The sequence below is a fragment of the Micrococcus sp. 140720015-1 genome (assembly GCF_053627595.1).
The window spans coordinates 336,297-359,908 of the sequence record NZ_JBSEYC010000001.1 but is presented as its reverse complement, the minus strand read 5'-3'; the positions used below and the strand labels follow the sequence as shown (position 1 = coordinate 359,908).

Here is a 23,612-nt window from a genome sequence, read left to right as displayed (position 1 = left end):
GCGGCCGCCGCACCCGAGAGGAACCCGCCCCATGCCCTCGTCCCACGCCGACCGCGTCGCCCGCTGGTCCACGGAGGACCGTGTCTCGGAAGGCCCCCGCGCCGAGGTGCTGGCCGCCGGCATGCTGCCGTGGCGCCGCGTGCCCGGCGGCCTCGAGGTGATGGTGATCCACCGGCCCCGCTACGACGACTGGTCGTGGCCCAAGGGCAAGCTCGATCCGGGTGAGACCCTGCCGGAGTGCGCGGTGCGCGAGCTGCGCGAGGAGGTCGGCCTCGAGCTGCGGCCGGGCATCCCGCTGTGCGTGACCGCGTACGAGGTGCCCGGCAAGCGGGGCGCACGTCAGAGCAAGGAGGTCTGGTACTGGGCCGCCGAGGTCGACGGCCAGCGCGCCCTCCCCGACGGCGACGAGGTGGACGAGGTCCGCTGGGTCGGGCCGGACGAGGCCCGGCAGCTGCTGACGAACGACTCGGATCGCGAACCGCTCGACCTGCTGCTGCGTGCCGCCTCCCGGGGGCGCCTGCGGACCGTGCCGCTGCTGGTGCTGCGCCACGCCAAGGCCAAGCCCCGCTCCTCGTGGTCCCGCGCCGAGCAGGAGCGTCCGCTGGCGGCGACGGGCCGGCGGCAGGCGCTCGCCGTCGAGGGCCTCGTGGCGGCCTGGCGGCCGGAGCGGCTGGTCTCCTCCCCGTGGCGCCGCTGCGTGGAGACGCTGGCCCCGCTCGTGAAGTCCAGCCGGCTGGCGCTGAAGACCAAGGGCGCGTTCACGGAGACCACGGCCCGGGAGAAGCCCAAGAAGACCCGCAAGGTGATGGCCGAGCTCATGGGCCGCTCCCGGCCCCTGGTCGTGTGCACGCACCGGCCGGTGCTGCCGACGCTGTTCGAGGTGGTCGAGGACGCGGCCGCCGGCCGGACGGACCGCGTGCTGCGGGCCCTGCCGACCGAGGATCCGTGGCTGCGGCCCGGCGCCGTGCTCGTGGCGCACCGCGCGCTCGACCTCGACGGCGACGTGGTGGCCGTCGAGGTCTACGACCCCTGGGACGACTGAGCCGCCCGCGCCGGCCTCGGCCCGCGCGACCGGGCCACCGTTGAGCGGGCCCGCCCCCGGCCCTAGGCTCGGGTCATGGAGAACACCGCCGCCCAGAGCCAGCCCGAGAAGATCGTCCACGAACGCCTCACGGTGACCCGGGACCCGGACCGTCAGCGCTTCGAGCTGCGCCAGGACGGGACGTTCATCGGGTTCCTCGGCTACGACCAGGAGACCGTGCGCGGCGCGGACGGCGAGGACACCGTGGTCCTGCGCCTGCAGCACACCATCATCGACGAGCAGTTCGGCCGCCGCGGCTACGCCCGCGCCCTCGTGACCATGGTCCTGGACCGGCTGCGCGCGGAGGGTGACCGGATCGTGCCCGAGTGCTCCTACGTGGAGGACTACCTGCGCCGTTACCCCGAGTACCAGGACATGGTGTTCCACGGCTGACCGGGGTGTGGGCCTGTCCCGCCGGCACCCGCCTCCCCTCCGTCCGGGCCCTCGCGGGCGACCTCGGCATCGCCCCCAACACCGTGGTGCGCGCCTACCGCGAGCTCGAGGCGGCCGGCGTCGTGCACACGGCGCGCGGCAAGGGCACCGTGGTGGCCGACGCCCCACCCGCCCCGGACGACGCCGCGGTGGGCGCCGCCGTCGAGCGCGCTGTGGCCCTGGCCCGGGCCGCGGGCTGGGATGCGGCCCGCCTGCGCCGGGCCGTCGACGACGCTCAGCGCGTCCGCTCGGATCGCTAGAGTGGGCCGGGTGAGCATCCCGACCCCCTACGAGGACCTCCTCGCCGACGTGATGGCCCACGGGGCCGTCAAGACGGACCGGACCGGCACAGGCACGCGCAGCGTGTTCGGCCGCCAGCTGCGCTTCGACCTGGCCGAGTCCTTCCCGCTGATCACCACCAAGCGCGTGCACTTCAAGTCGGTCGCGCTCGAGCTGCTGTGGTTCCTGCGCGGGGACTCGAACGTGCGGTGGCTCCAGGAGCGCGGCGTGCGGATCTGGAACGAGTGGGCGGACGAGGACGGCGAGCTCGGCCCCGTCTACGGCGTGCAGTGGCGCTCGTGGCCCACCCCGGACGGGGGCCACATCGACCAGATCGCCAAGGTCGTGGAGCAGATCCGGACGAACCCCGACTCGCGCCGGCACATCGTCACCGCGTGGAACCCCGCCGAGGTGGACGAGATGGCGCTGCCGCCGTGCCACGCGCTGTTCCAGTTCTACGTCTCCCCCGGTCAGGACGGCGCCCCCGGGCGGCTCTCATGCCAGCTCTACCAGCGCTCGGCGGACCTGTTCCTCGGCGTGCCGTTCAACATCGCCTCGTACGCGCTGCTCACGGTGATGGTCGCGCAGCAGACCGGGCTGACTCCCGGCGAGTTCGTGTGGACTGGCGGGGACGTGCACATCTACGCGAACCACGAGGAGCAGGTGCGCGAGCAGCTCTCCCGCGAGCCGTACCCGTACCCGCGGCTGCGGCTGCGGCGCACCCCCGCGTCGATCTTCGACTACGACTACGAGGACTTCGAGGTCCTCGACTACCGTCACCACCCCACCATCACGGCGCCGATCGCCGTCTGAGCCGAGGATGCGCAGCGACCCCATGAGCCGGGCCCCCCGTCCCACCGAGCCCGTGATCGCCATGATCTGGGCCCAGACCCCCGAGCGCGTCATCGGCCGCGACGGCACCATGCCGTGGCACGTCCCCGAGGACCTCGCGCACTTCCGGGCCCACACGCACGGCCACCCCGTGATCATGGGCCGGCGCACGTGGGAGTCGTTCCCGGCGCGCTTCCGCCCGCTGCCCGGGCGCACGAACATCGTGGTCTCCCGCACCCTGACGGCCACCGAGGAGGCCGGCGCGGAGCTGCGGGCCGCGGGCGCCGTCGTCGTGCCGGACTTCGGGGCGGCCCTGGCCGCCGCGGCCGAGGCCGACGGCTGTGACACCGTATGGGTGATCGGCGGGGCGACGCTCTACGAGCAGGCCCTCGACGTGGCCTCGCGCGCCGAGGTGACCGTGATCGACGCCGACGTCGACGGCGACACGCACGCCCCGCCGCTCGACGCCCGCTGGCGGCGCACCGCCGTCGACCCCGCCCCCGACGCGTGGCTGGACTCCGCCTCCGGCCCGCGCCACCGCTTCGAACGATGGGAACGCGACTGACATGGCCCCGACCGACTACGACCAGCGTCTGCTCTCCCCGCAGGCGGTCACGTTCCTCGCGCTCGTCGCCCTGCCCGTGCTGGCGTTCGTGTGCGCCGTGTTCGGGCTGATCCTCGTGCTGCAGGGCAAGACCCTCGCCGGCCTGGTGTTCCTGCTCGTGCTGACCCAGGTGTTCGCCGTGGGCGGTTTCATCGCGTGGAACAAGCGGAAGCGCGCGCAGCAGGGCCGCTAGCCTGGAGGGCATGACTTCCGCTGCCCCCGCATCTGTGAACGCCCCCGACGCGGCCGCCGTGCCCACCGTGGGCCTGGTCGGCTGGCGCGGCATGGTGGGGTCCGTCCTCCTGCAGCGCATGGCCGAGGAGGGCGACTTCGCCCGCGTCCATCCCGTCTTCTTCTCCACGTCCAACGCCGGCGGCCCCGCGCCCGTGCTCGAGGGCATGGCCGGCGACCCGGGCGTGCTCCAGGACGCGTACGACGTGGACGCACTCAAGGCCCTGCCCGTGATCCTCACCGCGCAGGGCGGGGACTACACGCAGGCCGTGTACCCGAAGCTGCGCGCCGCCGGCTGGGACGGCATCTGGATCGACGCCGCCTCCACCCTGCGCATGGCGGACACCTCCGTGATCGCACTGGACCCCGTGAACCGCGGCGTGATCGACGCCGCCCTGGCGAACGGGACGAAGGACTTCATCGGCGGCAACTGCACCGTCTCCTGCATGCTCATGGGCCTGGGTGGCCTGTTCAAGGCGGGCCTGGTCGAGTGGGGCACCGCCATGACCTACCAGGCGGCTTCCGGCGGCGGCGCCCGGCACATGCGCGAGCTGCTCACCCAGTACGCCGAGCTGGGCGGCGCGGTGCGGGCCGAGCTGGCCGATCCGGCGTCGGCGATCCTCGAGATCGACCGCAAGGTGATCGAGCTGCAGCGCGGCGGCCTGGACTCGACGCAGTTCGGCGTGCCGCTGGGCGGTTCGCTGATCCCCTGGATCGACTCCGACCTGGGCGACGGCGTCTCCCGCGAGGAGCGCAAGGCCTACGACGAGACCAACAAGGTGCTCGGGCTGACCGGGGCGGACCGGATCCCGTTCGACTCGCTGTGCGTGCGGATCGGCGCCATGCGCTCCCACTCGCAGGCCCTCACCCTCAAGCTCACCCAGGACGTGCCGCTGGACGAGGTCGAGCAGATCATCGCCGCGGACAACGAGTGGGTGCGCGTCGTGCCGAACACCAAGGAGGCCTCGGTGGCGCAGCTGACGCCGATCGCCGCCACCGGCACCCTGACCATCCCCGTGGGCCGGCTGCGCAAGCTGAACATGGGCCCGGAGTACCTCTCGGCCTTCACCGTGGGCGACCAGCTCCTGTGGGGCGCGGCCGAGCCCGTGCGTCGCATGCTGATGATCGCGACCGGCAACCTCTGAGCCGCCCAAGCCCCCGCCTTCGTTCGGGAGACGGGAGCTTCGGGGGACGCCTTCGTTCGGGAGACGGGAGCTTCGGGGGACGCCTTCGTTCGGGAGACGGGAGGCCCGGTGACGGGCCTCCCGTTCCTCGTTCAGAGGTGTTCGGGGAGGCTCCCGTTCCCCGAACGAAGGTGCCCGGGGTTCAGAGGGACGTGCCGATGATCATGGGCTCGGGGTGGAGGTCGACGCCGAAGCGCGCCTTGACGCCGTCGCGCACGGTGCGCGCGATCGCCAGGACGTCCTCCGTGGACGCGTCTCCGCGGTTGGTCATGGCGAGGGTGTGCTTCGTGGACACCGACGCGCGGCCCCCGGCCAGTCCGGCGCCGTCCGCGCCGCGGCCGTCCGGGCCGCCCTCGCGGGGCGCCACGTCCGGCAGGCCGAACCCCTTGGCGAAGCCGGCGTGGTCGATCAGCCAGGCCGCCGAGAGCTTCACGAGCGGCGTGCCGTCGTCAGCGTGGCCGGCCGCGAACGCCGGGGCGCCCTCCGGCAGGGAGGCCCGCACCGCGGCCGGCACGATCGGGTTGGTGAAGTAGCTGCCCGTGGACCACGTGTCCGGGTCGTCCGGGTCCGAGACCATGCCCTTGGCGGCGCGCAGGGCCAGGACCTCGCGGCGCACGACGGCCAGCGGGGCGTGGGTCCCCTCCTCGACGTCCAGGGCGCTGGCCAGCTGCCCGTACCGCACGGGGGCGGTGGGCTCGACGGCGGCGGAGGCGCGGCGCAGCCGCAGGTCGATGGACAGCACGATCCAGCGCGGGCTCGGGGCGCCGGTCTCGAGCATGGAGCGCTTGATCACCGAGTCGCGGTAGCCGAACGCCAGGTCCGCCGGCGTCAGCTCCACGACCGCCCCGGACTCGCGGTCCCACGCGCGCAGGGACACGAGCACCTGGGACACGTCCGCCCCGTACGCGCCCACGTTCTGCACGGGGGTCGCGCCGGCGGAGCCGGGGATGCCCGAGAGGGCCTCGATCCCGCCGAGGCCGTGCTCCACCGTCCAGGCGACGGCGTCGTCCCACGGGTGGCCGGCGGCGATCCGCACGACGACGGCCTCGCCCGCGTGGTCCCCGCCGTCGGCGTCCGCGCCGCCGTCCAGGACCTCGATCCCGTCGAACGCCAGGCGCACCACGGTGCCCGGGAACCCGGCGTCGGCCATCAGGGTGTTCGACCCGCCGCCGAGCACGAACACCGGCTCGCCGGCGGCGTCCGCCGCGCGGACGGCCTCGACGGCCTCGGCCTCGGTGCGGGCGGTCACCCACGCGCGGGCGGGCCCGCCGACGCGGGTGGTGGTGTGCTCGGCCAGGCGCTCGCTCATGCGGACTCCCCCGCGGGCTGCGCGGCGGGCGCGGCGAGGCGGACCACGGCCTGGGCCTTGGTCAGCACGCGCGGCTTCTCGGCTTCGGGACTGGAGACGCTCAGGTCGATGCGCACGGTCCCGGCGGCCTCGTCCACGGCGCCGATCCTTCCCGACACCTCCAGCGTGGCGCCGGGGATCGGCTCCCCGTCGTCGTCGACATCGCCCGTGGTGTCGGCGACCGGCACCATGCCGGTGAACCGGGTCTGGTAGTCCACGATCGCCCCGGGGTCACCGGCCCACTCGGCCACCAGCCCCGCGGCCGCGCCCATGGTGAGCATCCCGTGCGCGATCACGCCAGGCAGGCCCACCCGCGTGGCGAACGTCTCGGACCAGTGGATGGGATTGTGGTCTCGAGACGCCGCGGCGTAGCGGATGAGGTCCGCCCGGGTGAGACGGATCACCCGATGGCCGATGGAGTCCCCCACCGAGATGTCGGTCCTGGCGATACGAGTCATCGCGCCTCTCCTTCCTCCCCGCGCACCAGCATCGTCGACGACACGACGGCGACGGTCTCACCGGAGGCGTCCGTCACCGTGGACCGGATGCCCACCATGTCATTGCCCCCGAGGCGACGCACCGACGAGACCTCGACCGCGACCGAGAGCGCGTCCCCGGCGACGATCGGCCTCACGTGCGTGAACCGTTGATCCGCGTGAAGCACCCGGGAGAAGTCGATCCCGGCCTCCGGATCCGCCACCACCGTCCCGAACTCCACCCGCTGCGATACGGAGATGACGAAGGTGGGCGGCGCCACGAGGTCCCCATAACCGTGCCTCCGCGCGGCGTCGAGGTCGTGATGAGCGGGGTCGTCTGCCCACACGGCCTGAGCGAAGGCGCGGATCATCTCTCGTCCCACGTGATAGGGCGGGCTCGGCGGATAGCACCGGCCTGCGATGCCGGGGTTGACGGACATGGGATCTCCTCGACGGTGACGGCCAGGGTCTGCTCCATGCCGAGCCTACACTCGCGCAAGGACGGTGAATGGCGTCGTTGGATCCGCGCCGAGACGGGCATTCACGAAGATCGTTGACCTTCGGTTGTTCGTCGCCTAGGGTCATAATGACGGAAGCATCAAGCACGGGTGAACTGGAGGGGTCCAGGAACTCATGCCGGTCCGTTGACTGCGTCGAAACGGGAATCGACCATGTGCGACTCGGAGGGGAAATGCTGAACATGAGCCGGCGCCAGGTCTGCGACGGGGATCCAGCCCGCGATGGCCGGCGCGCTCCGGCATCGGTCATCCTCGAGCCTGACGGCTGCCCGGGTCGACCGCATCCTTTCCGCACGCCGGGGATGTCCGCATGACCGGACCCATGGCCGCTTCCAGAGGGAGAGGCACGTGCCCCCGGTCCGCGGCTGAACGGTCCACGTCAGCGTTGATTCAGATTCGCAAGGCGAATCATTCCTGCCATTCTGCCGTCATATGCGCGGGAATCAATCGTCTCGACTCCATCCGCCAAGAGCAGTGGTCACCCAGGGTCATGAACACTTCACTTGTGCCTTCAATGGTGCCCGTAGGAGTATCGGCCACCTGCCCGGCGCCCTCCGGGCGAGCCTGCCCGGCCAGCCCTCAGACAGTCCCCTACCAACGATCGGAGCCGTTGTCATGACGAACAGGAAGGTGATGGTCACCGGCCTCGGCGCCGTGACCCCGCTGGGCAATACCCTGGATGAGACCTGGACCAACGCGGTGCAGGGCGCGAGTGGCATCGGTCGCCTCGAAGACGTCGACCTCGACGGCATGCGCGTGACGATCGGCGGGCAGGTCCGAGGCTTCGATCCTCAGGACTACATGAGCTACCAGGACGCCCGACGTCACGACACGCACGCCTGGTACGGCATCGCCGCGGCCCAGGAGGCCCTGCGCAGCAGCGGATGCCTCGACGACGGCGTCCTGCGGATCGACACGGATCGCATGGGCGTCACCACGGCGACAGGTTATGGCCCCTCCAAGATCAACCAGGACGGCACTCGGACCCTCGACGCCCGTGGCCCGCGGGCCCTGCCGCCGCACCTCGCGATCTACGGCTCGCCCGACATCGTGGGAGCGCACCTCAGCATCGAGTACGGCATCCACGGGGCGAGCTACGCGCTCTCCGCCGCGTGTGCGACGGGCACCATCGCCCTCGGCGAGGCGCTGCGGGCCATCCGTCACGGGTACCTCGACTCCGTGCTGGTCGTGGGGGCGGAGTCCTCGCTCAATCGCCAGGACATCTCCGCCACCGCCAATACCCGAGCCTTGACGACCGCTTGGAACGACGATCCGCAGGGTGCCTGCCGCCCCTTCTCGCGCGACCGGTCCGGCTTCGTGGTGGCGGCCGGTGCGGCAGCCGTGCTCCTGGAGGCCGAGGAGACCGCCGAGTCGTGGGGGCGGACGCCGATCGTGGAGCTGGCCGGATACGGGGCCTCCACTGACGGTCATCACATGACGGCGCCGGACCCCGCCGGGCGAGGCACGAGCGCAGCCATGCGCGATGCGCTGAGCGACGCCTCGATGGAGCCGGATCAGATCGACTACGTGAACGCCCACGGGACCGGCACCGAGCTCAACGACGCGAACGAGCTGCAGGCGATCACGAACGTCTTCGGCCAGCGGGCACTGTCCATGCCCATCAGCTCCACGAAGTCGATGACCGGGCATCTGCTCGGAGCGGCCGGCGTCCTGGAGGCCGTCCTGACAAGCCTCATGGTCCGCCGCGGCACACTCCTGCCGACCATCAACCTGGCCGATCCGGAGTTCCCCGACTACGACCTCGTCCCTGAGTCCCGGGCCGCGGACATCAGAGGCGCCATGTCCAACTCATTCGGTTTCGGCGGGCACAACGCCTCGATCGTCCTGCGGCGCGCGTCATGAAGGTGCTCGTGACCGGCGCGTCGGGGGGGATCGGAAGTGCCACGGCAGCCCTGCTGCGCGCCCAGGGACACGAGGTGATGGGGACGTCACGCCACCCGGACGGCGTCGGCGAGATCCCTTTCGTGCCCATGGACCTGACCGACCCCGACTCCTGTCGACATGCGGTGGAGAGCGCCGTGCAGACCCTCGGCGGCCTGGACGGACTCGTCCTCAACGCCGGCACGCTTGACGACGATCTCATCCTGCGCATGCGCCCCGGGCAGTTCGAACAGGTCGTCGACACGAACCTGAACGGCAGCTTCCGCGTGGCCCAGGCCGCTCTGCGCCCACTCTTGCGGTCCCGGAACGGCGCCGTCGTCCTGGTCTCCAGCACGGCCGCCGGGATCGGTGGAGCCGGACAGGCGAACTACGCGGCCAGCAAGGCGGGGCTCATCGGCTTCGGCCGCTCTCTCGCGCGAGAATCGGTGCGCGCCGGCATTCGCGTGAACATCGTCGCCCCGGGGTTGATCGGCACGGCCATGGCTGACACCCTGCCGCCCGACGTCCTCGCTGAGACGCTCGAGGCCACGCCGATGCGGCGCCTGGGCGCCCCGGACGAGGTCGCGGCCGTCATCGCGTTCCTCCTGTCAGACGCCGCCTCATACATGACCGGGGCCGTCGTCGCCGTCGACGGCGGTCTCAGCATGGGGTTGTGATCGCCGTGTCATACCGACTTCGCCAGGTGGGTCCTGCCGTTCGGATCCACCGCCCCCACGGTGCCCGTCGTCCCCGCGGGCTGTCCCCCGAGGCCACCCGGTCGCTCACCCGGCGCCGGAACACGGCGGCAGGCTTCTCCCCGATCCTGCGCTGTGACATGGCCGGAGCAGGGCCCTTCCCCGGTCCGGCCGCGGGGGGTGGACGATGACCTGGTCCCTCCTCGCAGCCATCGCCGGCCTGGCTGTCCTGGACAGTCTCAATCCATCGGCGATCACCGTCGCCTTGTTGTTGTCGTTGCGACGCCTGGGCCGGCCGGGAATCCTCATGAGGCACGTGGGCGCCTACGCAGCCGGCATCGCCGTGTCCATGTTCGTGGTGGGAATCCTCCTCATGCTGGGTCTGCAGGTCGCGCTGACGGCCATCGCGACCTCGGTCCCGGAGCGCACGATCGACATCATCCAGCTGTGCATCGGCGTCGTCCTGCTCGTGGTGGGCGGCACGCTGCCCACCCGTCCCCGTCGGCGCCGGGCGCCCACCTTGGACCGGTCCGGCTGGGGACTGTTCGTCCTCGGTCTCGCCGTGACGACGATCGAGCTCACGAGCGCCCTCCCCTACCTGGCCGCCATCGGCATGCTGACTCAGGCGTCGCTCCAGCCCGCAGAGTGGCTGGTCATCCTGGCGGCCTACAGTCTCGTCACGGTGGCGCCCGTCCTCGTGATCGGAGGGGCCGCGGCGGCCCTCGGGGAACGCATCCGCCCCTGGGCGGAACGCAACGCGCAGCGCTTCCAGGACACCGGCCGCGGCTTGATCCTCACCATCGTGTTCCTGATCGGCCTCATCCTCACGTTCGATGCGCTGGCGCGCCTCGAGTACTTCGGTCTCCGGCCGGTCCAGACCGCACTGCTCCCCCTCTAGCATTCGGGAGGCCTCATGCCTGAACTCCACGACGCCACGGCCGGCGACCGATTCGCCCGGCTGGGCTTCGGACCTCGGTTCACCGATCCCGTCACACCGCCCGAGTGGTGGAAGACGATCGCCCTGACGGGATACGACCTCGTGAAGGCCGCCCGCGCTTGCGCAGGTGTCGAGCGCTTCGCGCGGGCGGCCGGGATGAGGGAGTCCGAAGTGGCTGTCATGCGCTCGTTCTGCCTCCTGCTGGAGAGCGCACTCTACGCATGGGACGAGCAGGTCGAAGAGGACCAGGCCGCCGGACGGGGGCCTCGCCCCTCATCGTCGCCCGACGTCATGCGCCGACTGCTCGCGGAGATCGACTGCGACACCGCGGCCGCTCTGGCCGACATCGAGGACCTGCGGGACCTGTTCGCCACGGAGTCCCTCGCTCTCACGGCCCCGCCCTCCGCCTCCACCTGGGAGGAGATCATCCGCCTGCGGTCCTCTGATCTCAGGTTGCAGTTGCGTGTCGTCCTTCTATGCGCGGGTCATGAGGAGCACACGGCTGACGCCGTGGTCGATGCCCTCTCCCCTGCGCTGGCCGCCCTGGACATCGTCGACGACGTCCGCTCGGTGCGTGAGGACGGTCGCAGCGGTGGCTACAACTCCTACCTCTATCTGTGCCGATTCATGTCGGGGGCGGATGCGCGAGCCCGTCTCGAGGAGGTGGGAGCGAGGCTCGACAGGCTGACGTTGGAACGCCTCGCCGCGCTCGACGGCCCGGCGTTCGCCTGCGCCCTCGCGATCGCCGTCGGCGCCGGTGGCCCCCGGTCCGCCCGCGTGGTCGGCCTCGCCGCGCATGCACCCCGCCGCGCCGTGGTCAGCCTGTTCGGCGCCGCCGCCATGGGAGAGGGCCGCGACACCGCCGGCGTTCTGCGACGCTTGTGGACCTCGCTGGAGAAGGACGCCGAGGACGACGCCGACGCGGAGTCGTCGGGGCCCCTCTGAGCAGGTTTGTCCCCCCTTCACCCGCTGGTCGTGTCGACCTGCCGGCGGGCGGCCTGGCGGAAGCGCACCAACTGCGCGCTCAGGTGCACGACGACGCCGAGCCCCAGGATCCCCAGCGCCGTCCAGGAGACGGCGAGTTGCGACGTCGTGGCCCCCACCACCGCGAGCACGATGCCGATCAGGAACAGGGCCGAGCCGGTCAGGACGAGCCCCTTGTAGAGGTGGGAGCCGTTCTCCCACGGGGAGACGAAGCCGGCGGCGCGGTCGGCCCCGAACGGGCGGGGGGCGGGGCGGTGCTGCGAGGAGGGGCGGCGCGAGGACATGCCCGCCAGGCTACCGCGCCGGCGGGGCGGGGTCGGCGGAGGGCGGGGTGCTTTGCGGGCCGAATCGGACCCACCCAGGACTGTGTGGGCGGACTTCGACCCACCAGGGGCCTGGGGGCGTCGGGAGCGTCGGATTCGGCCCTGAAGGTGCGGGGAAAGTCGGATTCGGCCCCGAAAGTGCGGCGACGGCGACGACGAGGGCCGGGGGCGCCGGGCGCGGGCTGGGGAAACGGCGCGGACGCGGCGGGGCCGACGACGACGGGGCCGCACGCGGCCCGGGAACGCAGAAGGACCCGGCCCCTCCGAGGAGGTGACCGGGTCCTTCCGTTCGCTGTAGCGGCGGGGGGACTCGATCCCCCGACCTCACGATTATGAGTCGTGCGCTCTAACCAGCTGAGCTACGCCGCCACGACACGAGAACGCCCGCTCTCACGGTTTTCACGCCGCGAGGGCGGGCTCTCATGTCAGAGCCCCGACCGGGAATCGATCCCGGGACCTCCATCTTACCAAGATGGCGCTCTACCACTGAGCTATCGGGGCAACGAGGTGAGACTCTACCAGGGCCCCCGGACCGATGCAAAATCGGCGCCGGGGTCCTCCTGCGGCAGGGCCCGCACCCCGCCGGCGTCAGCGACGCGCGCCGCGGTCGGTCCGCTCCTGGGCGCCCCAGCGGGGCTTGCGGCCGCCGCCGGCCTTGCCGCCGCGGAAGCCCCCGCGGTCGTCGCGGTCCTTGCGGAAGCCGCCACGCTCGTCGCGGTCCTTGCGGAACCCGCCGCGATCGCCGCGCTCCTCGCGGTCGCCACGGAACCCGCCCCGGTCGTCCCGGTCTTTGCGGAAGCCCCCGCGCTCGCCCCGGTCGTCCCGGTCCTTGCGGAACCCGCCGCGGTGGCCGCCGTCGCGGTCCTTGCGGAAGCCGCCGCGGTCCCCGCGGTCCTTGCGGAACCCGCCGCGACGGTCGTCGCCGCGGCCCTCGTCGTCGCGCTCGGCGCGGGTCGGGCGGCCCGTGTCCTTGCGCATGCCCAGGCGGCGGCCGTTGATCTCGGTGTTGGCCGCGGCCTCGAGCTGGGCCGGGCTCAGGTCCGCGGGCAGCTCGACGAGCGAGTGGTTGCCGCGCAGGTCGATCGCGCCGATGGCCGAGGCGGGCAGGCCCACCTCGTTGGCCAGCGCGCCCACGATGTTGCCCGGGCGCACGCGGTCCTGGTGCCCGACGGCGATCCAGTACGTCGCGTTGCCGGCCGCGGGCTCGCGGGCCGGGCCGCGCGAGCCGCGCCCGTCCGAGGCGCCGCGGTCCCGGCGGCCGTCGCGCCCGCCCTCACGGCCGCCGTCGCGGTCCTTGCGGCCCCGGGGACCGGTCGGGATCTCCTGCTCCTTGGCCAGCAGCGGGCGCCCGCCCTGGGCCATCATGCCCAGGGCCGCGGCGACGCGGGCCGGCTCGGCGCCGTGCTCCTCCACGTACGCGGCGACGATCTCGCCGAACACGGCCAGCTCCTCCTCGGAGGCGCGCTCGAGGGTGCGGGTGATGCCGTCGGCGAAGCGGCGCTTGCGGGCCGCGTTGACGTCGGTCACGGAGGGCACGGCCATCTCCTCGACCTGCTGGCGGGTGGTGCGCTCGATCTGCTTGAGCAGGAAGCGCTCGCGCGGGGTCATGAACAGCACGGCGTCGCCGGTGCGGCCGGCGCGGCCGGTGCGGCCGATGCGGTGCACGTAGGACTCGGCGTCCTGCGGGATGTCGTAGTTCACCACCAGGGAGATGCGCTCCACGTCCAGGCCGCGGGCGGCCACGTCCGTGGCCACGAGGATGTCCACGCGACCGGCCTTGAGGTCCTCCACGGTCTTCTCGCGCTGCTTCTGGGCGATGTCGCCGGAGATGGCGACGGCCTTGAACCCGGCGCGGTTGAGCTTCTGGGCGAGCTCCTCGGTGCCGGCGCGGGTGCGCACGAAGGCGATCACGCCGTCGTGGTCCTCGGTCTCGAGGATGCGGGTCAGCGCCTCGATCTTCCACTGGTGGCCCACCTGCAGGTAGCGCTGGCGGATGGTGGCGGACGTCGTCGACTGGCGCGCGACGGCCACCTCCTCCGGCGCGTTCAGGTACTGCGCGGAGATGCGGCGGATGGCCGGCGGCATGGTGGCGGAGAACAGCGCGGTCTGCTTGGTGTCCGGGGTGGAGGCGAGGATGCGGTCCACCTCCTCGGCGAAGCCCATGCGCAGCATCTCGTCGGCCTCGTCCAGCACGAGGGTCTGCAGGTCGGACAGGTCGAGGGAGCCGCGCTCGAGGTGGTCGATCACACGTCCCGGCGTGCCGACGACGACCTGCGCGCCCCGGCGCAGTCCGGCCAGCTGCGGGCCGTACGGGGAGCCGCCGTAGACGGCGAGCACGGAGACGTCGTCGAGGTGCTTGGCGTAGCTGTCGAAGGCGTCGGCCACCTGGAGGGCGAGCTCGCGGGTCGGGGCGAGGACGAGCACCTGCGGGGTGTCCGCGCGCCCGGTCACGTCCGTGGTCTCGGCGAGGCGGGACAGGGCCGGCAGCGCGAACGCGCCGGTCTTGCCGGTGCCCGTCTGGGCCAGGCCCACGACGTCGCGGCCGTCCAGCAGCAGCGGGATGGTCGCCTCCTGGATCGGCGAGGGGCGGGTGTAGCCCAGGTCCTCGACGGCGGCCAGCACGCGGGCGTCCAGGCCGAGGTCCAGGAAGGTGGGGCCGGCGGGCTCGGCCGGGGCCTCGGGGGCGGCGGGCTCGGCGGCGTCGACCTGCGGGACGGTCCCGGTGGCCTCCTGCTCCGCCTCGGCGAGCTCGGGGGCGGCCTCGGCGGTGGTCTGGGGATCGAGGATGTCGGACATGGGTCCTCCTGTGGGGATGCGCGGGCGCACGCCGGAGGACGTCGGTCGCGGGTCGACGTCGTGGGGCGCAGGGGCCAGCTGGGTCAGATGATTCCGTCCACCCGGCAGCCCCCGAGGGCCACGACGTTCGTGGCCCGCACACACATCTGCACAGACATCTGCAGTCCGGCGTGGCACACGCGTCCACGCTCACTCATCACAGGGGGAGAGACCGGATCCGGTCAGCCCAGTCTACGCCACCGGACCCCGGACCGGGCTGTGCCCTCGGACACCCCGGTCGCTCACCGGCCGGGACGATAGGCTCGGCACGTGCCCCAGAACAGCGAAGACCGTCCCCTCGCCCGCGGGCTCGGCCGGGCCGCCGGCCGCGCCGCCCAGTCCTTCCGGGAGAATCAGCGGGCCGACGACGCACGGCTGCGCGCCGAGCGCGCCCGCCTCACCGCCGAGGACGAGGAGCGCCTGGAACGGCGCCGCGCGGACCGCGAGCGCGACCTGGCTGAGCGGGACGCGGCCGAGTCCGACGCCGGCCTCGTCCACCCGCTCCTGAAGGTCGCGCGCATCTACTGGCTCGCGGTCACCGTGGTGCTGGTCGGCATCGCAGGCGCGTTCATCTGGAACGGGGCCCGCGCACAGGACAGCGGCGAGCCCGTCATCGATCCGCTCACCGGCATGGAGTCGGTGGGCGTGCTGGGCGGCACGACGGGGCAGTTCACGATGGGCACCGCCGTCGCCCTGCTGGCCGCGGCGTCCCTGTGGGGCTGGATCGGTCTGCTGCGCCGCCGTCGTTCGGCGATCGGGACCCTGACGTTCATCGCCGTCCTGCTGGCCGCCCCCGCGTTCCTGCGGGCCAACGGTCTGCTGATCATCCTCGCCGTCGTGATGCTCCTGGGCGCCGCGCTCGTCTGGCTGCCGCCCGTGCGCTCGCGCGTGCGGCGCTGAGCCCGGGCGTCCCGCCCCCGCCGCCGGGAGGCGACGCCGCTCAGTCCTCCACGGGACGGGCGGAGGCGACGACGGGCCGGGCCGTGGCGAGGTCGTACTCCATGACCTGACGGCCGCCGATCCACACGCGCAGGGCCCGCTGCATGACATCGAGCGGGTCGCCGGACCAGAGCACGAGGTCGGCGTCCTTGCCCACCTCGAGGGAGCCGATGCGGTCGTCCAACCCCAGCACGCGCGCGGGATGGAGGGTGATGGCGCGCAGGGCGGTCTCCCGGTCCAGGCCCTCCTTCACCGACAGCGCGGCCTGGTAGACGAGGAAGTCGATGGGCACCACCGGGTGGTCGGTGATGATGCTGATCTCGACGCCGGCCCGCGCCAGACGCCCCGGGTTGCGCATCGAGCGACCCCGCAGCTCCGGCTTGGACTTGGTGGTGAACAGCGGGCCGATCAGCACCGGCACGCCGCGGGCCGCGAGCTGGTCGGCCAGCGGGTGCGCCTCGGTGCCGTGGTCCAGGACGAGGTCGTAGCCGAACTCGTCGGCCAGGCGCAGGGCGGTGGCGACGTCGTCGGTGCGGTGGCAGTGCTGGCGCCAGGGGATCGTGCGCTCCAGGACGAGGGCGAGGGCGTCGAGGTGGGGGTCGCGGGTGAAGGGCTTGTCCTCGCGTTCGGCCTCCGCGCGTCGGGCCATGTAGCCCTGCGCCCGCAGGAACGCCTCGCGGATCACGAGGGCGGTGCCCAGCCGCGTGGACGGGGTGCGGCCCTTCTCCTTGTAGACGTTCTTGGGGTTCTCGCCGAGGGCGGACTTCACGCCCGAGGGGCTGCGCAGCACCATCTCGTCCACGGTGCGTCCGTGGGTGTGCAGCGCCACCGCCTGGCCGCCGATCGGGTTGCCCGAGCCGGGGTTCACGTTCACGGTGGTCACGCCGCCGGCCAGGGCGTCCTTCCAGCCCGGCTCGTTCGGGTCGACGGCGTCGATCGCCCGCACCCCGGCCATCACGGGGTCCGTCATCTCGTTGACGTCCGCGGTGGCACCGACCTCGCCCTCGGCGTGCATGCCGAGGTGGACGTGCGCGTCCACGAAGCCGGGCAGCAGCCAGCGTCCCTCGCAGTCCACCACCTCGGCGTCGCCGGGCGCCTCGACGTCGGGACCGAGCGCGGTGATCCGGCCGTCCTCGACGAGCAGGGTGCCGTCGAACGGCTCGGCGGCGACGGGGACGACGTGGGCGTTGACGAAGGCGGTGAGGGTCATGCCCGTCACACTACGCCGCCCGGTGCTCCCCGCCCGTGCGCTTTGGGGGCGGTTTCGGGTGGTATCCGCGTCGGATACCGCCCAAAACCGCCCCCAAACCTCTTATACGGACGTCGGCGGGTCAGAGGCTGCCCAGAGCCCGCTCCAGGTCCGCCACGAGGTCCTCGGCGTCCTCGATGCCCACCGACAGGCGCAGCAGGTCGTCCGGGACGGCCAGCTCGGTGCCGGCCACGGAGGCGTGGGTCATCTCCGCCGGGTAGTTCATCAGCGACTCGATGCCGCCCAGGGACTCGGCGAGCTGGAACAGGCGGGTCGACTCGGCCACGCGGCGGGCCGCCGCGGCGCCGCCGGCCAGGCGGAGCGAGACCATTCCGCCGAAACCGCGCATCTGGCGCTGCGCGAGCTCATGGCCGGGGTGGTCCGGCAGCCCCGGGTACAGCACCTGGGAGACCTCCGCGCGGCCGGTGAGCCACTCGGCGACGGCCTGGGCGTTGGCCTGGTGGCGGTCCATGCGCACCCCGAGCGTCTTGAGGCCGCGCGTGGTCAGGTACGCGTCCATGGGCCCGTTCACGGCCCCCGCCGCGAACTGCTGGAACTTCACCTGCTCGGCGAGTGCGGCGTCCGGGATCACGAGCGCCCCGCCGATCACGTCCGAGTGTCCGCCGATGTACTTCGTGGTGGAGTGCACCACCACGTCCGCGCCGAGGGCGATCGGGGACTGCAGGTACGGCGTCGCGAAGGTGTTGTCCACCACGAGCAGGGCGCCGTGCGCGTGGGCCGCCTCGGCGACCGTGGCGACGTCGGAGATCTTCATCATCGGGTTGGACGGGGTCTCCAGCCACACCATGACCGGTCCCGTGGCGGCGGCGCGCTCGACGGCGGCGGCGACCTGCTCGGCGTCCCCCATGTCCACGACGACGTGCTCCACACCCCACGGGGCGAGCACGCGGGAGATGAGGCGGTACGAGCCGCCGTACACGTCGTTGCCGAGCACGATCGTCATGCCCGGCCGGCCCGCGCCCATGATCAGCGCGGTCTCCGCGGCCAGGCCGGAGGCGAACGTGAGGCCGGTGGCCCGGGGCGCGCCGGACTCGTCGACGCCGGCCTCGAGCGCGGCCAGCTGCTCCTGCAGCGCGTCCCGGGTGGGGTTGGTGCCGCGGCCGTAGTCGTAGCCGCGCCGCAGCTCACCGACGGCCGTCGGCGCGTACGTGCTCGAGAGGTGGATCGGCGGGACGACGGCGCCGAACACCTCATCCAGGTGCTGGCCCGCGTGCACGGCGCGCGTGCCGAAGCCTCCCCCCCGGGGGTGGGCGGCGGCGTCTTCGGCGCCGGTGTCGGGGGTGGTGGCGTGCGGGTCCTCGTGGACGTTCTGCTCGGTCATCTCGGGAGCCTCCTCGGAGAGATCGGGTCGGGTGGGACGGGCGCGGCCGGTGCGGCCGGGCCTCAGGCGGTGACGTGGGCGAGGACGTCGTGCAGGGTGACGACGCCCTGGACGCGGCCGGCCTCGAGCACCAGCAGCACGGGGTCCTGGGCGAGGCGGCGGGCGACGGCGCGCAGCGGGGTGCGCGCCCCCAGGCAGGGCAGCACGGGGCCCATGACGTCGGCCACGGGGGTCTGCGCGGTGGCCCGCCCCGCGGCGAGGGCGTCCGCGAGCGCGGCCGCGGAGACGGTGCCGCGGACCTCGCCGATCCGCAGGTCGTGCCGGGGCTCGAGGACCACGGGCAGCGCGTCCACGCCGTACCGGTTCATGGTCGCGACGGCGTCCGCCACCGAGGTGGTCGGGGCCGCGGTGACGAGGGTGGGCACGGAGCCGGGGAACAGGTCGGCCTTCTCGGCCAGCAGCTCCCCCGCCGTCGCGGACCAGCGGTCGGCCTGAGCGGGGGCGTCCGCACGGGTCGCCGGCTCGGCGTCGGCGTGCTCGAGCGCCTCGACGGGCGTGCCGACCCCGCCGGCGGCCCCCGTGGCGCCGTCGTCGTCCGTCTGCGGGACCGCCGAGCGGGTGCGCCCGCGCGCCCACGCCGGCAGCACGGTCTCGCGGACGTCGTAGTCGAAGCCGCGCTCGTCCATCCACGGGTCGTTGAAGATCTTGGCGAGGTAGCCGCGGCCCGAGTCGGGCAGCACGATCACCATGACGTCCTGCGGGCCGAGCTCGCGCGCGGCGCGCAGGCCGGCGACGACGGCCAGGCCGGAGGAGCCGCCCACGAGCAGGCCCTCCTCGGCGGCGAGGCGGCGGGTCATGGCCAGGGCGTCGGCGTCCTCGACGGCGATGACCTCGTCCGGGACCGCGGGGTCGTAGTTGTCCACCCACATGTCCTCGCCGACGCCCTCGACGAAGTAGGGCCGGCCGGCGCCGCCGGAGTACACCGAGCCGCTGGGGTCCGCGCCGATCACGCGGACGGGACCGGACGGGCGGTCCGCCGAGACCTCCTTGAGGTAGCGGCCGGTACCCGTGATGGTGCCGCCCGTGCCGGCGCCCATCACGACGTGGGTGACGCGGCCGGCCGTGTCCTCCCAGATCTCCGGGCCGGTGGTCTCGTAGTGGGAGGCCGGGGCGGCGGGGTTGAAGAACTGGTTGGGCTGATAGGCCCCGGGGATCTCCCGCACGAGGCGGTCGGCGACCCCGTAGTAGGACTCCTCGGACGTCGGGTCCACGGCGGTGGGCGTGACGACGAGCTCGGCGCCGTACGCGCTGAGCACGTCCCGCTTCTCCTGACCCACCTTGTCCGGGGTGACGAACACGGTGCGGTAGCCCTTGAGCTGCGAGACCAGGGCCAGCCCCACGCCCGTGTTGCCCGAGGTGGGCTCCACGACGGTGCCGCCCGGGCCGAGAAGGCCCTCGCGCTCGGCCTCCTCGATCATCTTCAGCGCGATGCGGTCCTTCACGGAGCCACCGGGGTTCAGGTACTCGACCTTCACCAGCACGGTGGCCTCGATGCCCTCCGTCACGGAGTGCAGCTTCACGAGCGGGGTGTGCCCGATCAGCTCGAGGACGTTCTCGGCATACTGCATGGGCTGCGCAGGGGTGGGCGCGGGGGTCTGTTCAGTCACGCACCCCACGCTACGCCAGCGGCCGGACACGGGAGGAGGGCTCCGGACACGCGGGGCAACGCCCGGCGTGCGCGCCGTCACGGTCGACGTCGTCCTGTCCGGGCCCGGGTGTACGGTGCGGGCATGACCGCCCCGGACGCCGTGCGCCGCGTGCGCGTGCCCGTCCTCGTTGACGTCGCGCTCACCCTGCGCCCCCTGCAGCGCGGCGCGGCCGACCCCACGGTCCGCGCCACACCGCAGGGCGTCTGGCTCACTCTGCGCTCCCCCGCCCCGGACGCGGCGCCCGGCGGGCCGGGCCGGCCGACGTCGCTGCTGGTCTCCGGCGCCCGGGAGTCCACAGGGGGCGGCACCGCGGTGACGGCCCGCGCGTGGGGCGCGGGCGCGAGCGCCGCCGTCGCCGGCCTGGAGCGCCTGCTCGGCCTGCACGACGACGGCTGGGGCGCCTTCGACGCCCTGCTGCGGCCGGACTCCGGCGCACCCGCGCTGCCGCGGCACGTGCGCGAGGCGCGGCGGACGCAGGCCGGGCTGCGGCTGCCGGCGGCGGGCGCGCTGTCCCGGCAGCTGCTCACCGCCGTGCTCGAGCAGAAAGTCACCCACGACCAGGCGCGGCACGGCTGGCGCACCCTCGTGCGGCTGGCCGCCCGGATCGACGGCGACGGGCCCGCCCCCGGCCCGGTGCCGCCGGGGATGCTGCCGCCCCCGACCCCGGCCGCCGTCCTGCGGATCCCCTCGTGGGACTGGCACGCGCGGGCCTGGGTGCAGCCCTCCCAGTCGCGGACCGTGCTGGAGGTCGCCCGGCGGGCCGCGAGCATCGACCGGCTCGGCGACGCGGTCGCCCCCGGGGACACGGCCGGGGTGGCCGCGCTGGCCCGGCGCCTGGAGTCGGTGCCCGGGATCGGGCCGTGGACCACGGCCGAGGCGCTGCAGCGCAGCCACGGGGCGGCGGACCTCGTCTCCGTGGGCGACTACCACCTGGCGCAGTACGTGGGGCAGGTCCTCACCGGACGCCGGACCGACGACGCCGGGATGCTCCGCCTGCTCGCGCCGTGGGCCGGGCACCGGCAGCGGGTGGTGCGGATGATCGGGCTCTCCGGAGAGCGCAAGCAGGCGTTCGGACCCAAGCTCGCCCCGGCCGACCACCGCGCCCACTGACGCGACGCCGGGTCGGCCGGGGCCGTGCCGGCGCGTCCGCGCGACCCCTCCACTCCTGCACAGGCCGCGGCTCCCGGCGTGTCCTCCCCAGCCCCGGCCGGGTCCAGCCGGCCGCCCGCCCCGGATTCCTAGCGTGGGCGATGCCGCCCCGACCGGCGCGGCGCCGCCGAGACCCTGATGAGTCCCCACCCGGGAGGAGACCGCCATGACCACCGCCTTCGAGCCCCGCCCGCACACCGCCGCCGCCCCGCGCGAGCCCGACCCGCACGGTCCCGGCACGCCCGGCTCCCTGCGCCCGGGCGAGCGCGGCTCCGTGCTCATCGTGACCCGCCATCCTGACCCGGACGAGGCCATGCGGCACGCGATGGCCTGGATCACCGCCTTCGAAGAGGACTGCGGCCTCGTGCTGGACACGGACGAGACCGCGCTCTACGCCGTCGGCCGGGCGGGCGACCTGGGTGAGGCCCTGCGTCGCGGCCCCCTGGTCCACGAGGACGGCAGCCCCGCCGACACCTCCGCGTTCGTGGACGCGGTGCTCACGGACGGCACGTGGCGCCTGCGCGAGGCCGACCCGCGGGCGTGGTCGACCACGTACCGTGCCGCGATCCTGGGTGCCGCCCCCGAGGCGGTCTGCACCATCTGGGACGTGTTCCCGCTGCCCGCCGCCTGAGGGTGACGGTCGCCGTCAGCCCGCGGCCTGGGCCTGGGCCTGGACGGCCTTCGCGCCCTCCTCGCGCAGCTCGACCTTGCGGACCTTGCCGGAGACGGTCATGGGGAAGGCGTCGAGCACGCGGACGTAGGCCGGGATCTTGAAGTGCGCGATCCGGCCCGCGGCGAACTCGCGGACGGCGTCCACCGTGAGCGGCTCGACGCCGTCCTTCATGATCACGCAGGCCATGAGCTGCTCGCCGTACTTCTCGTCCGGCACGCCCACCACCTGGACGTCCTGGATGTCCGGGTGGGTGTAGAGGAACTCCTCCACCTCGCGCGGGGAGATGTTCTCGCCGCCGCGGATGACAAGGTCCTTGATGCGACCCTCGATGCGCACGGAGCCGTCCTCGTCCATGGAGGCGAGGTCGCCGGAGTGCATCCAGCCGTCGGCGTCCAGCACCTCGGCGGTCTTCTCGGGGGCGTCCCAGTAGCCGAGCATCACGGAGTAGCCGCGGGTGCACAGCTCGCCCGTGGCCCCGCGCGGGACGACCTCACCGGTGGCGGGGTCCACGATCTTCGTCTCCACGTGGGGCATGGTGCGGCCGACGGTCTGGGTGCGCACCTCCAGGGAGTCGTCGCGGCGGGTCATGGTGGACACGGGCGCGGTCTCCGTCATGCCGTAGCAGATGGCGACCTCGGACATGTGGAACCGGTCGATGACCTTCTTCATCACCTCGACGGGGCACGTGGAGCCGGCCATCACGCCGGTGCGCAGCGTGGACAGGTCCAGCGCGTCCGCCTCGGGTCGGGCGAGCATGGCGATGAACATCGCCGGCACGCCGTACAGGCTCGTCGCACCGGTGGCGGCCACCGCCCGCAGCGCCGAGACCGGCTCGAAGCTGCGCGCCGGGATGACGGCGAGCGAGCCGTGGGAGACGGTGGCGATCACGCCGATCACCATGCCGAAGCAGTGGAAGAACGGCACCGGGATCACCACGGTGTCCTCCTCCGTGTACCCCAGCAGCTCGCCGATGTGGAAGCCGTTGTTCAGCACGTTGCGATGCGTCAGCGTGACGCCCTTGGGGAAGCCGGTGGTGCCCGAGGTGTACTGCAGGTTCACCGGGTCCGCCGGCGAGACGGTGGACTCGCGGGCGGCCAGCTCCTCGTCCGAGACCCGCTCGGCACCGGCGAGGAAGGCGCTCCAGGTGCCCTCGGAGACGGGGGTGGGCTCCGGCCGGCAGTCCAGCACGCCGTCCACCGCGTGGGCGTAGGACTCGGCCGTGATCGGGCCGGCGGTCGGCAGGATGATCAGCTGGCGCAGCTCGGGGCACCCGCCGCACGCGACGTCCCGGGCGATGTCGGGACGGTCCTGGTGGGCGTCGGCCGGGGCCACCACCAGCCCGCGCATGTCGCACTGCTCGACCACGTAGGTCAGCTCGTGGGCGCGGTACGCCGGGTTGAGGTTCACGAGGATGACGCCGGCGCGTGCCGCGCCGTAGAGCAGCGAGACCCACTCGGCGACGTTGGGGCTCCACATCCCGATCCGGTCCCCCGCCTCGTAGCCCGCGGCCATGAGCGCCTTGGCCACCGTCACGGACTCCTCCCGCAGCTGCCCGTAGGTCCAGGTGCGTCCGGTGGCCGGGTCCCCGTCCGGTCCACACTCCAGGAGCGCGGCGCGGTCGGCGAACCGGCGGGCGGTGTCGTCGAGGTTCTGGGCCAGGGTCTGCTCGAGCAGCTCGACGTCGGTCGGTCCCTGGGTGAAGGACTCGGGGGCGGTGGACTCGGTCATCGGGCGCTCCTCGCGGACGGTCGGGCGACGCCGCACGGCGTCACGATGCACGGCCGTGCCGCCGCCGGACCGCGGAGGGCATCGGGTGTGACACGGGCCACAGGCAGGCTACGTCGCCTGGCGGGAGGCCGCCACCTCCCGGGGCGAGGACGCGGGGCGTGCCACGGCACCGGACGGCAGAAGA

23 protein-coding genes and 2 tRNA genes are annotated in these 23,612 nt (G+C 73.3%); 14 read left to right on the top strand and 11 right to left on the bottom strand.

The features are described 5' to 3' along the window. Positions 1 to 31 precede the first annotated feature (31 nt). The 7 genes from ACUXPL_RS01665 (at position 32) to asd (ending at position 4,603) form a co-directional block, all read left to right on the top strand. Positions 32 to 1,042: an NUDIX hydrolase gene (locus tag ACUXPL_RS01665; RefSeq protein WP_454181510.1), complete on the top strand. Its 1,011-nt coding sequence runs from the start codon at positions 32 to 34 to the stop codon at positions 1,040 to 1,042. A gap of 75 nt (positions 1,043 to 1,117) precedes the next feature. Next, positions 1,118 to 1,474: a GNAT family N-acetyltransferase gene (locus tag ACUXPL_RS01660; RefSeq protein ID WP_041103569.1), complete on the top strand. Its 357-nt coding sequence runs from the start codon at positions 1,118 to 1,120 to the stop codon at positions 1,472 to 1,474. Between the two features lie 5 nt (positions 1,475 to 1,479). Further along, positions 1,480 to 1,773, top strand: a complete 294-nt coding sequence (locus ACUXPL_RS01655) for a GntR family transcriptional regulator (RefSeq protein ID WP_454181508.1) — start codon at positions 1,480 to 1,482, stop codon at positions 1,771 to 1,773. 1 nt (position 1,774) lies between these two features. Then, complete coding sequence (locus tag ACUXPL_RS01650) at positions 1,775 to 2,605, top strand: thymidylate synthase (protein WP_002854751.1); 831 nt, start codon at positions 1,775 to 1,777, stop codon at positions 2,603 to 2,605. A gap of 22 nt (positions 2,606 to 2,627) precedes the next feature. Next, positions 2,628 to 3,188, top strand: a complete 561-nt coding sequence (locus tag ACUXPL_RS01645) for a dihydrofolate reductase (protein WP_454181506.1) — start codon at positions 2,628 to 2,630, stop codon at positions 3,186 to 3,188. Position 3,189: 1 nt separating this feature from the next. Then, positions 3,190 to 3,420: an NF038396 family protein gene (locus tag ACUXPL_RS01640; RefSeq protein ID WP_454181504.1), complete on the top strand. Its 231-nt coding sequence runs from the start codon at positions 3,190 to 3,192 to the stop codon at positions 3,418 to 3,420. 10 nt (positions 3,421 to 3,430) lie between these two features. Continuing rightward, positions 3,431 to 4,603: an aspartate-semialdehyde dehydrogenase gene (gene asd / locus ACUXPL_RS01635; RefSeq protein ID WP_454181502.1), complete on the top strand. Its 1,173-nt coding sequence runs from the start codon at positions 3,431 to 3,433 to the stop codon at positions 4,601 to 4,603. Positions 4,604 to 4,784: 181 nt separating this feature from the next. Here asd and ACUXPL_RS01630 read toward each other — a convergent pair whose 3' ends face one another. From ACUXPL_RS01630 to ACUXPL_RS01620, 3 genes are read right to left on the bottom strand one after another with little or no spacing between them, the layout of a single operon-like run. Next, positions 4,785 to 5,951, bottom strand: a complete 1,167-nt coding sequence (locus tag ACUXPL_RS01630; protein ID WP_255166705.1) for a UDP-N-acetylmuramate dehydrogenase — start codon at positions 5,949 to 5,951, stop codon at positions 4,785 to 4,787. Next, the gene (locus tag ACUXPL_RS01625; RefSeq protein ID WP_255166707.1) at positions 5,948 to 6,448 is read right to left on the bottom strand and encodes a MaoC/PaaZ C-terminal domain-containing protein; all 501 of its coding nucleotides are present in this window, start codon (positions 6,446 to 6,448) and stop codon (positions 5,948 to 5,950) included. Before ACUXPL_RS01625 ends, ACUXPL_RS01630 begins: the two co-directional genes overlap by 4 nt. Then, a complete protein-coding gene (locus tag ACUXPL_RS01620) occupies positions 6,445 to 6,906 on the bottom strand; it encodes an FAS1-like dehydratase domain-containing protein (protein WP_255166709.1) in 462 nt (153 codons plus the stop codon). The genes ACUXPL_RS01625 and ACUXPL_RS01620 overlap by 4 nt, the downstream gene beginning before the upstream one ends. Before the next feature lie 693 nt (positions 6,907 to 7,599). Between ACUXPL_RS01620 and ACUXPL_RS01615 the strand changes: the two genes are divergently transcribed. The 4 genes from ACUXPL_RS01615 (at position 7,600) to ACUXPL_RS01600 (ending at position 11,442) form a co-directional block, all read left to right on the top strand. Then, positions 7,600 to 8,847: a beta-ketoacyl-[acyl-carrier-protein] synthase family protein gene (locus ACUXPL_RS01615; protein ID WP_255166710.1), complete on the top strand. Its 1,248-nt coding sequence runs from the start codon at positions 7,600 to 7,602 to the stop codon at positions 8,845 to 8,847. Then, positions 8,844 to 9,542 (top strand): SDR family oxidoreductase, encoded by a 699-nt coding sequence (locus ACUXPL_RS01610; RefSeq protein WP_255166712.1) that lies wholly within the window; start codon positions 8,844 to 8,846, stop codon positions 9,540 to 9,542. The genes ACUXPL_RS01615 and ACUXPL_RS01610 overlap by 4 nt, the downstream gene beginning before the upstream one ends. Positions 9,543 to 9,747: 205 nt before the next feature. After that, the gene (locus ACUXPL_RS01605) at positions 9,748 to 10,458 is read left to right on the top strand and encodes a GAP family protein (protein WP_255166714.1); all 711 of its coding nucleotides are present in this window, start codon (positions 9,748 to 9,750) and stop codon (positions 10,456 to 10,458) included. 15 nt (positions 10,459 to 10,473) lie between these two features. Next, positions 10,474 to 11,442 carry a hypothetical protein gene (locus ACUXPL_RS01600; RefSeq protein WP_255166716.1) on the top strand — a complete coding sequence of 323 codons (969 nt, stop codon included), beginning with the start codon at positions 10,474 to 10,476 and terminating at the stop codon, positions 11,440 to 11,442. A gap of 17 nt (positions 11,443 to 11,459) precedes the next feature. On the opposite strand, the gene ACUXPL_RS01595 is transcribed toward ACUXPL_RS01600, so the two are convergent. The 4 genes from ACUXPL_RS01595 to ACUXPL_RS01580 form a co-directional block, all read right to left on the bottom strand. Next, the gene (locus ACUXPL_RS01595) at positions 11,460 to 11,765 is read right to left on the bottom strand and encodes a hypothetical protein (RefSeq protein ID WP_255166717.1); all 306 of its coding nucleotides are present in this window, start codon (positions 11,763 to 11,765) and stop codon (positions 11,460 to 11,462) included. A gap of 334 nt (positions 11,766 to 12,099) precedes the next feature. Then, positions 12,100 to 12,173: transfer RNA gene (locus ACUXPL_RS01590), tRNA-Met, on the bottom strand. A gap of 60 nt (positions 12,174 to 12,233) precedes the next feature. Then, a tRNA-Thr gene (locus tag ACUXPL_RS01585) sits at positions 12,234 to 12,305 on the bottom strand. Positions 12,306 to 12,392: 87 nt separating this feature from the next. Then, positions 12,393 to 14,600 carry a DEAD/DEAH box helicase gene (locus ACUXPL_RS01580; protein ID WP_454181498.1) on the bottom strand — a complete coding sequence of 736 codons (2,208 nt, stop codon included), beginning with the start codon at positions 14,598 to 14,600 and terminating at the stop codon, positions 12,393 to 12,395. Between the two features lie 309 nt (positions 14,601 to 14,909). On the opposite strand from ACUXPL_RS01580, the gene ACUXPL_RS01575 reads away from it, so the two are divergent. Beyond that, complete coding sequence (locus ACUXPL_RS01575) at positions 14,910 to 15,539, top strand: hypothetical protein (RefSeq protein WP_454181496.1); 630 nt, start codon at positions 14,910 to 14,912, stop codon at positions 15,537 to 15,539. 40 nt (positions 15,540 to 15,579) lie between these two features. Here the strand turns inward: ACUXPL_RS01575 and ACUXPL_RS01570 are convergent, their stop codons facing one another. The 3 genes from ACUXPL_RS01570 to ACUXPL_RS01560 all read right to left on the bottom strand — a co-directional run bounded on the left by ACUXPL_RS01570 (position 15,580) and on the right by ACUXPL_RS01560 (position 19,797). Further along, a complete protein-coding gene (locus tag ACUXPL_RS01570; RefSeq protein ID WP_454181493.1) occupies positions 15,580 to 16,788 on the bottom strand; it encodes an amidohydrolase in 1,209 nt (402 codons plus the stop codon). Between the two features lie 121 nt (positions 16,789 to 16,909). Beyond that, complete coding sequence (locus tag ACUXPL_RS01565; RefSeq protein ID WP_454181491.1) at positions 16,910 to 18,169, bottom strand: cystathionine gamma-synthase; 1,260 nt, start codon at positions 18,167 to 18,169, stop codon at positions 16,910 to 16,912. A gap of 62 nt (positions 18,170 to 18,231) precedes the next feature. Then, positions 18,232 to 19,797, bottom strand: a complete 1,566-nt coding sequence (locus ACUXPL_RS01560; RefSeq protein ID WP_454181900.1) for a pyridoxal-phosphate dependent enzyme — start codon at positions 19,795 to 19,797, stop codon at positions 18,232 to 18,234. Between the two features lie 162 nt (positions 19,798 to 19,959). Here ACUXPL_RS01560 and ACUXPL_RS01555 point away from each other — a divergent pair, with 162 nt between their 5' ends. Both ACUXPL_RS01555 and ACUXPL_RS01550 read left to right on the top strand, forming a co-directional pair. Continuing rightward, on the top strand, positions 19,960 to 20,988 hold the full coding sequence (locus ACUXPL_RS01555; RefSeq protein ID WP_180536013.1) for a DNA-3-methyladenine glycosylase family protein: 1,029 nt from the start codon (positions 19,960 to 19,962) through the stop codon (positions 20,986 to 20,988). A gap of 205 nt (positions 20,989 to 21,193) precedes the next feature. Continuing rightward, positions 21,194 to 21,658, top strand: a complete 465-nt coding sequence (locus ACUXPL_RS01550) for a hypothetical protein (protein ID WP_454181489.1) — start codon at positions 21,194 to 21,196, stop codon at positions 21,656 to 21,658. Between the two features lie 15 nt (positions 21,659 to 21,673). Here the strand turns inward: ACUXPL_RS01550 and ACUXPL_RS01545 are convergent, their stop codons facing one another. After that, entirely contained in the window at positions 21,674 to 23,428 is a 1,755-nt protein-coding gene (locus tag ACUXPL_RS01545) for an AMP-binding protein (RefSeq protein ID WP_454181487.1), read from the bottom strand. Between the last annotated feature and the right edge of the window lie 184 nt (positions 23,429 to 23,612).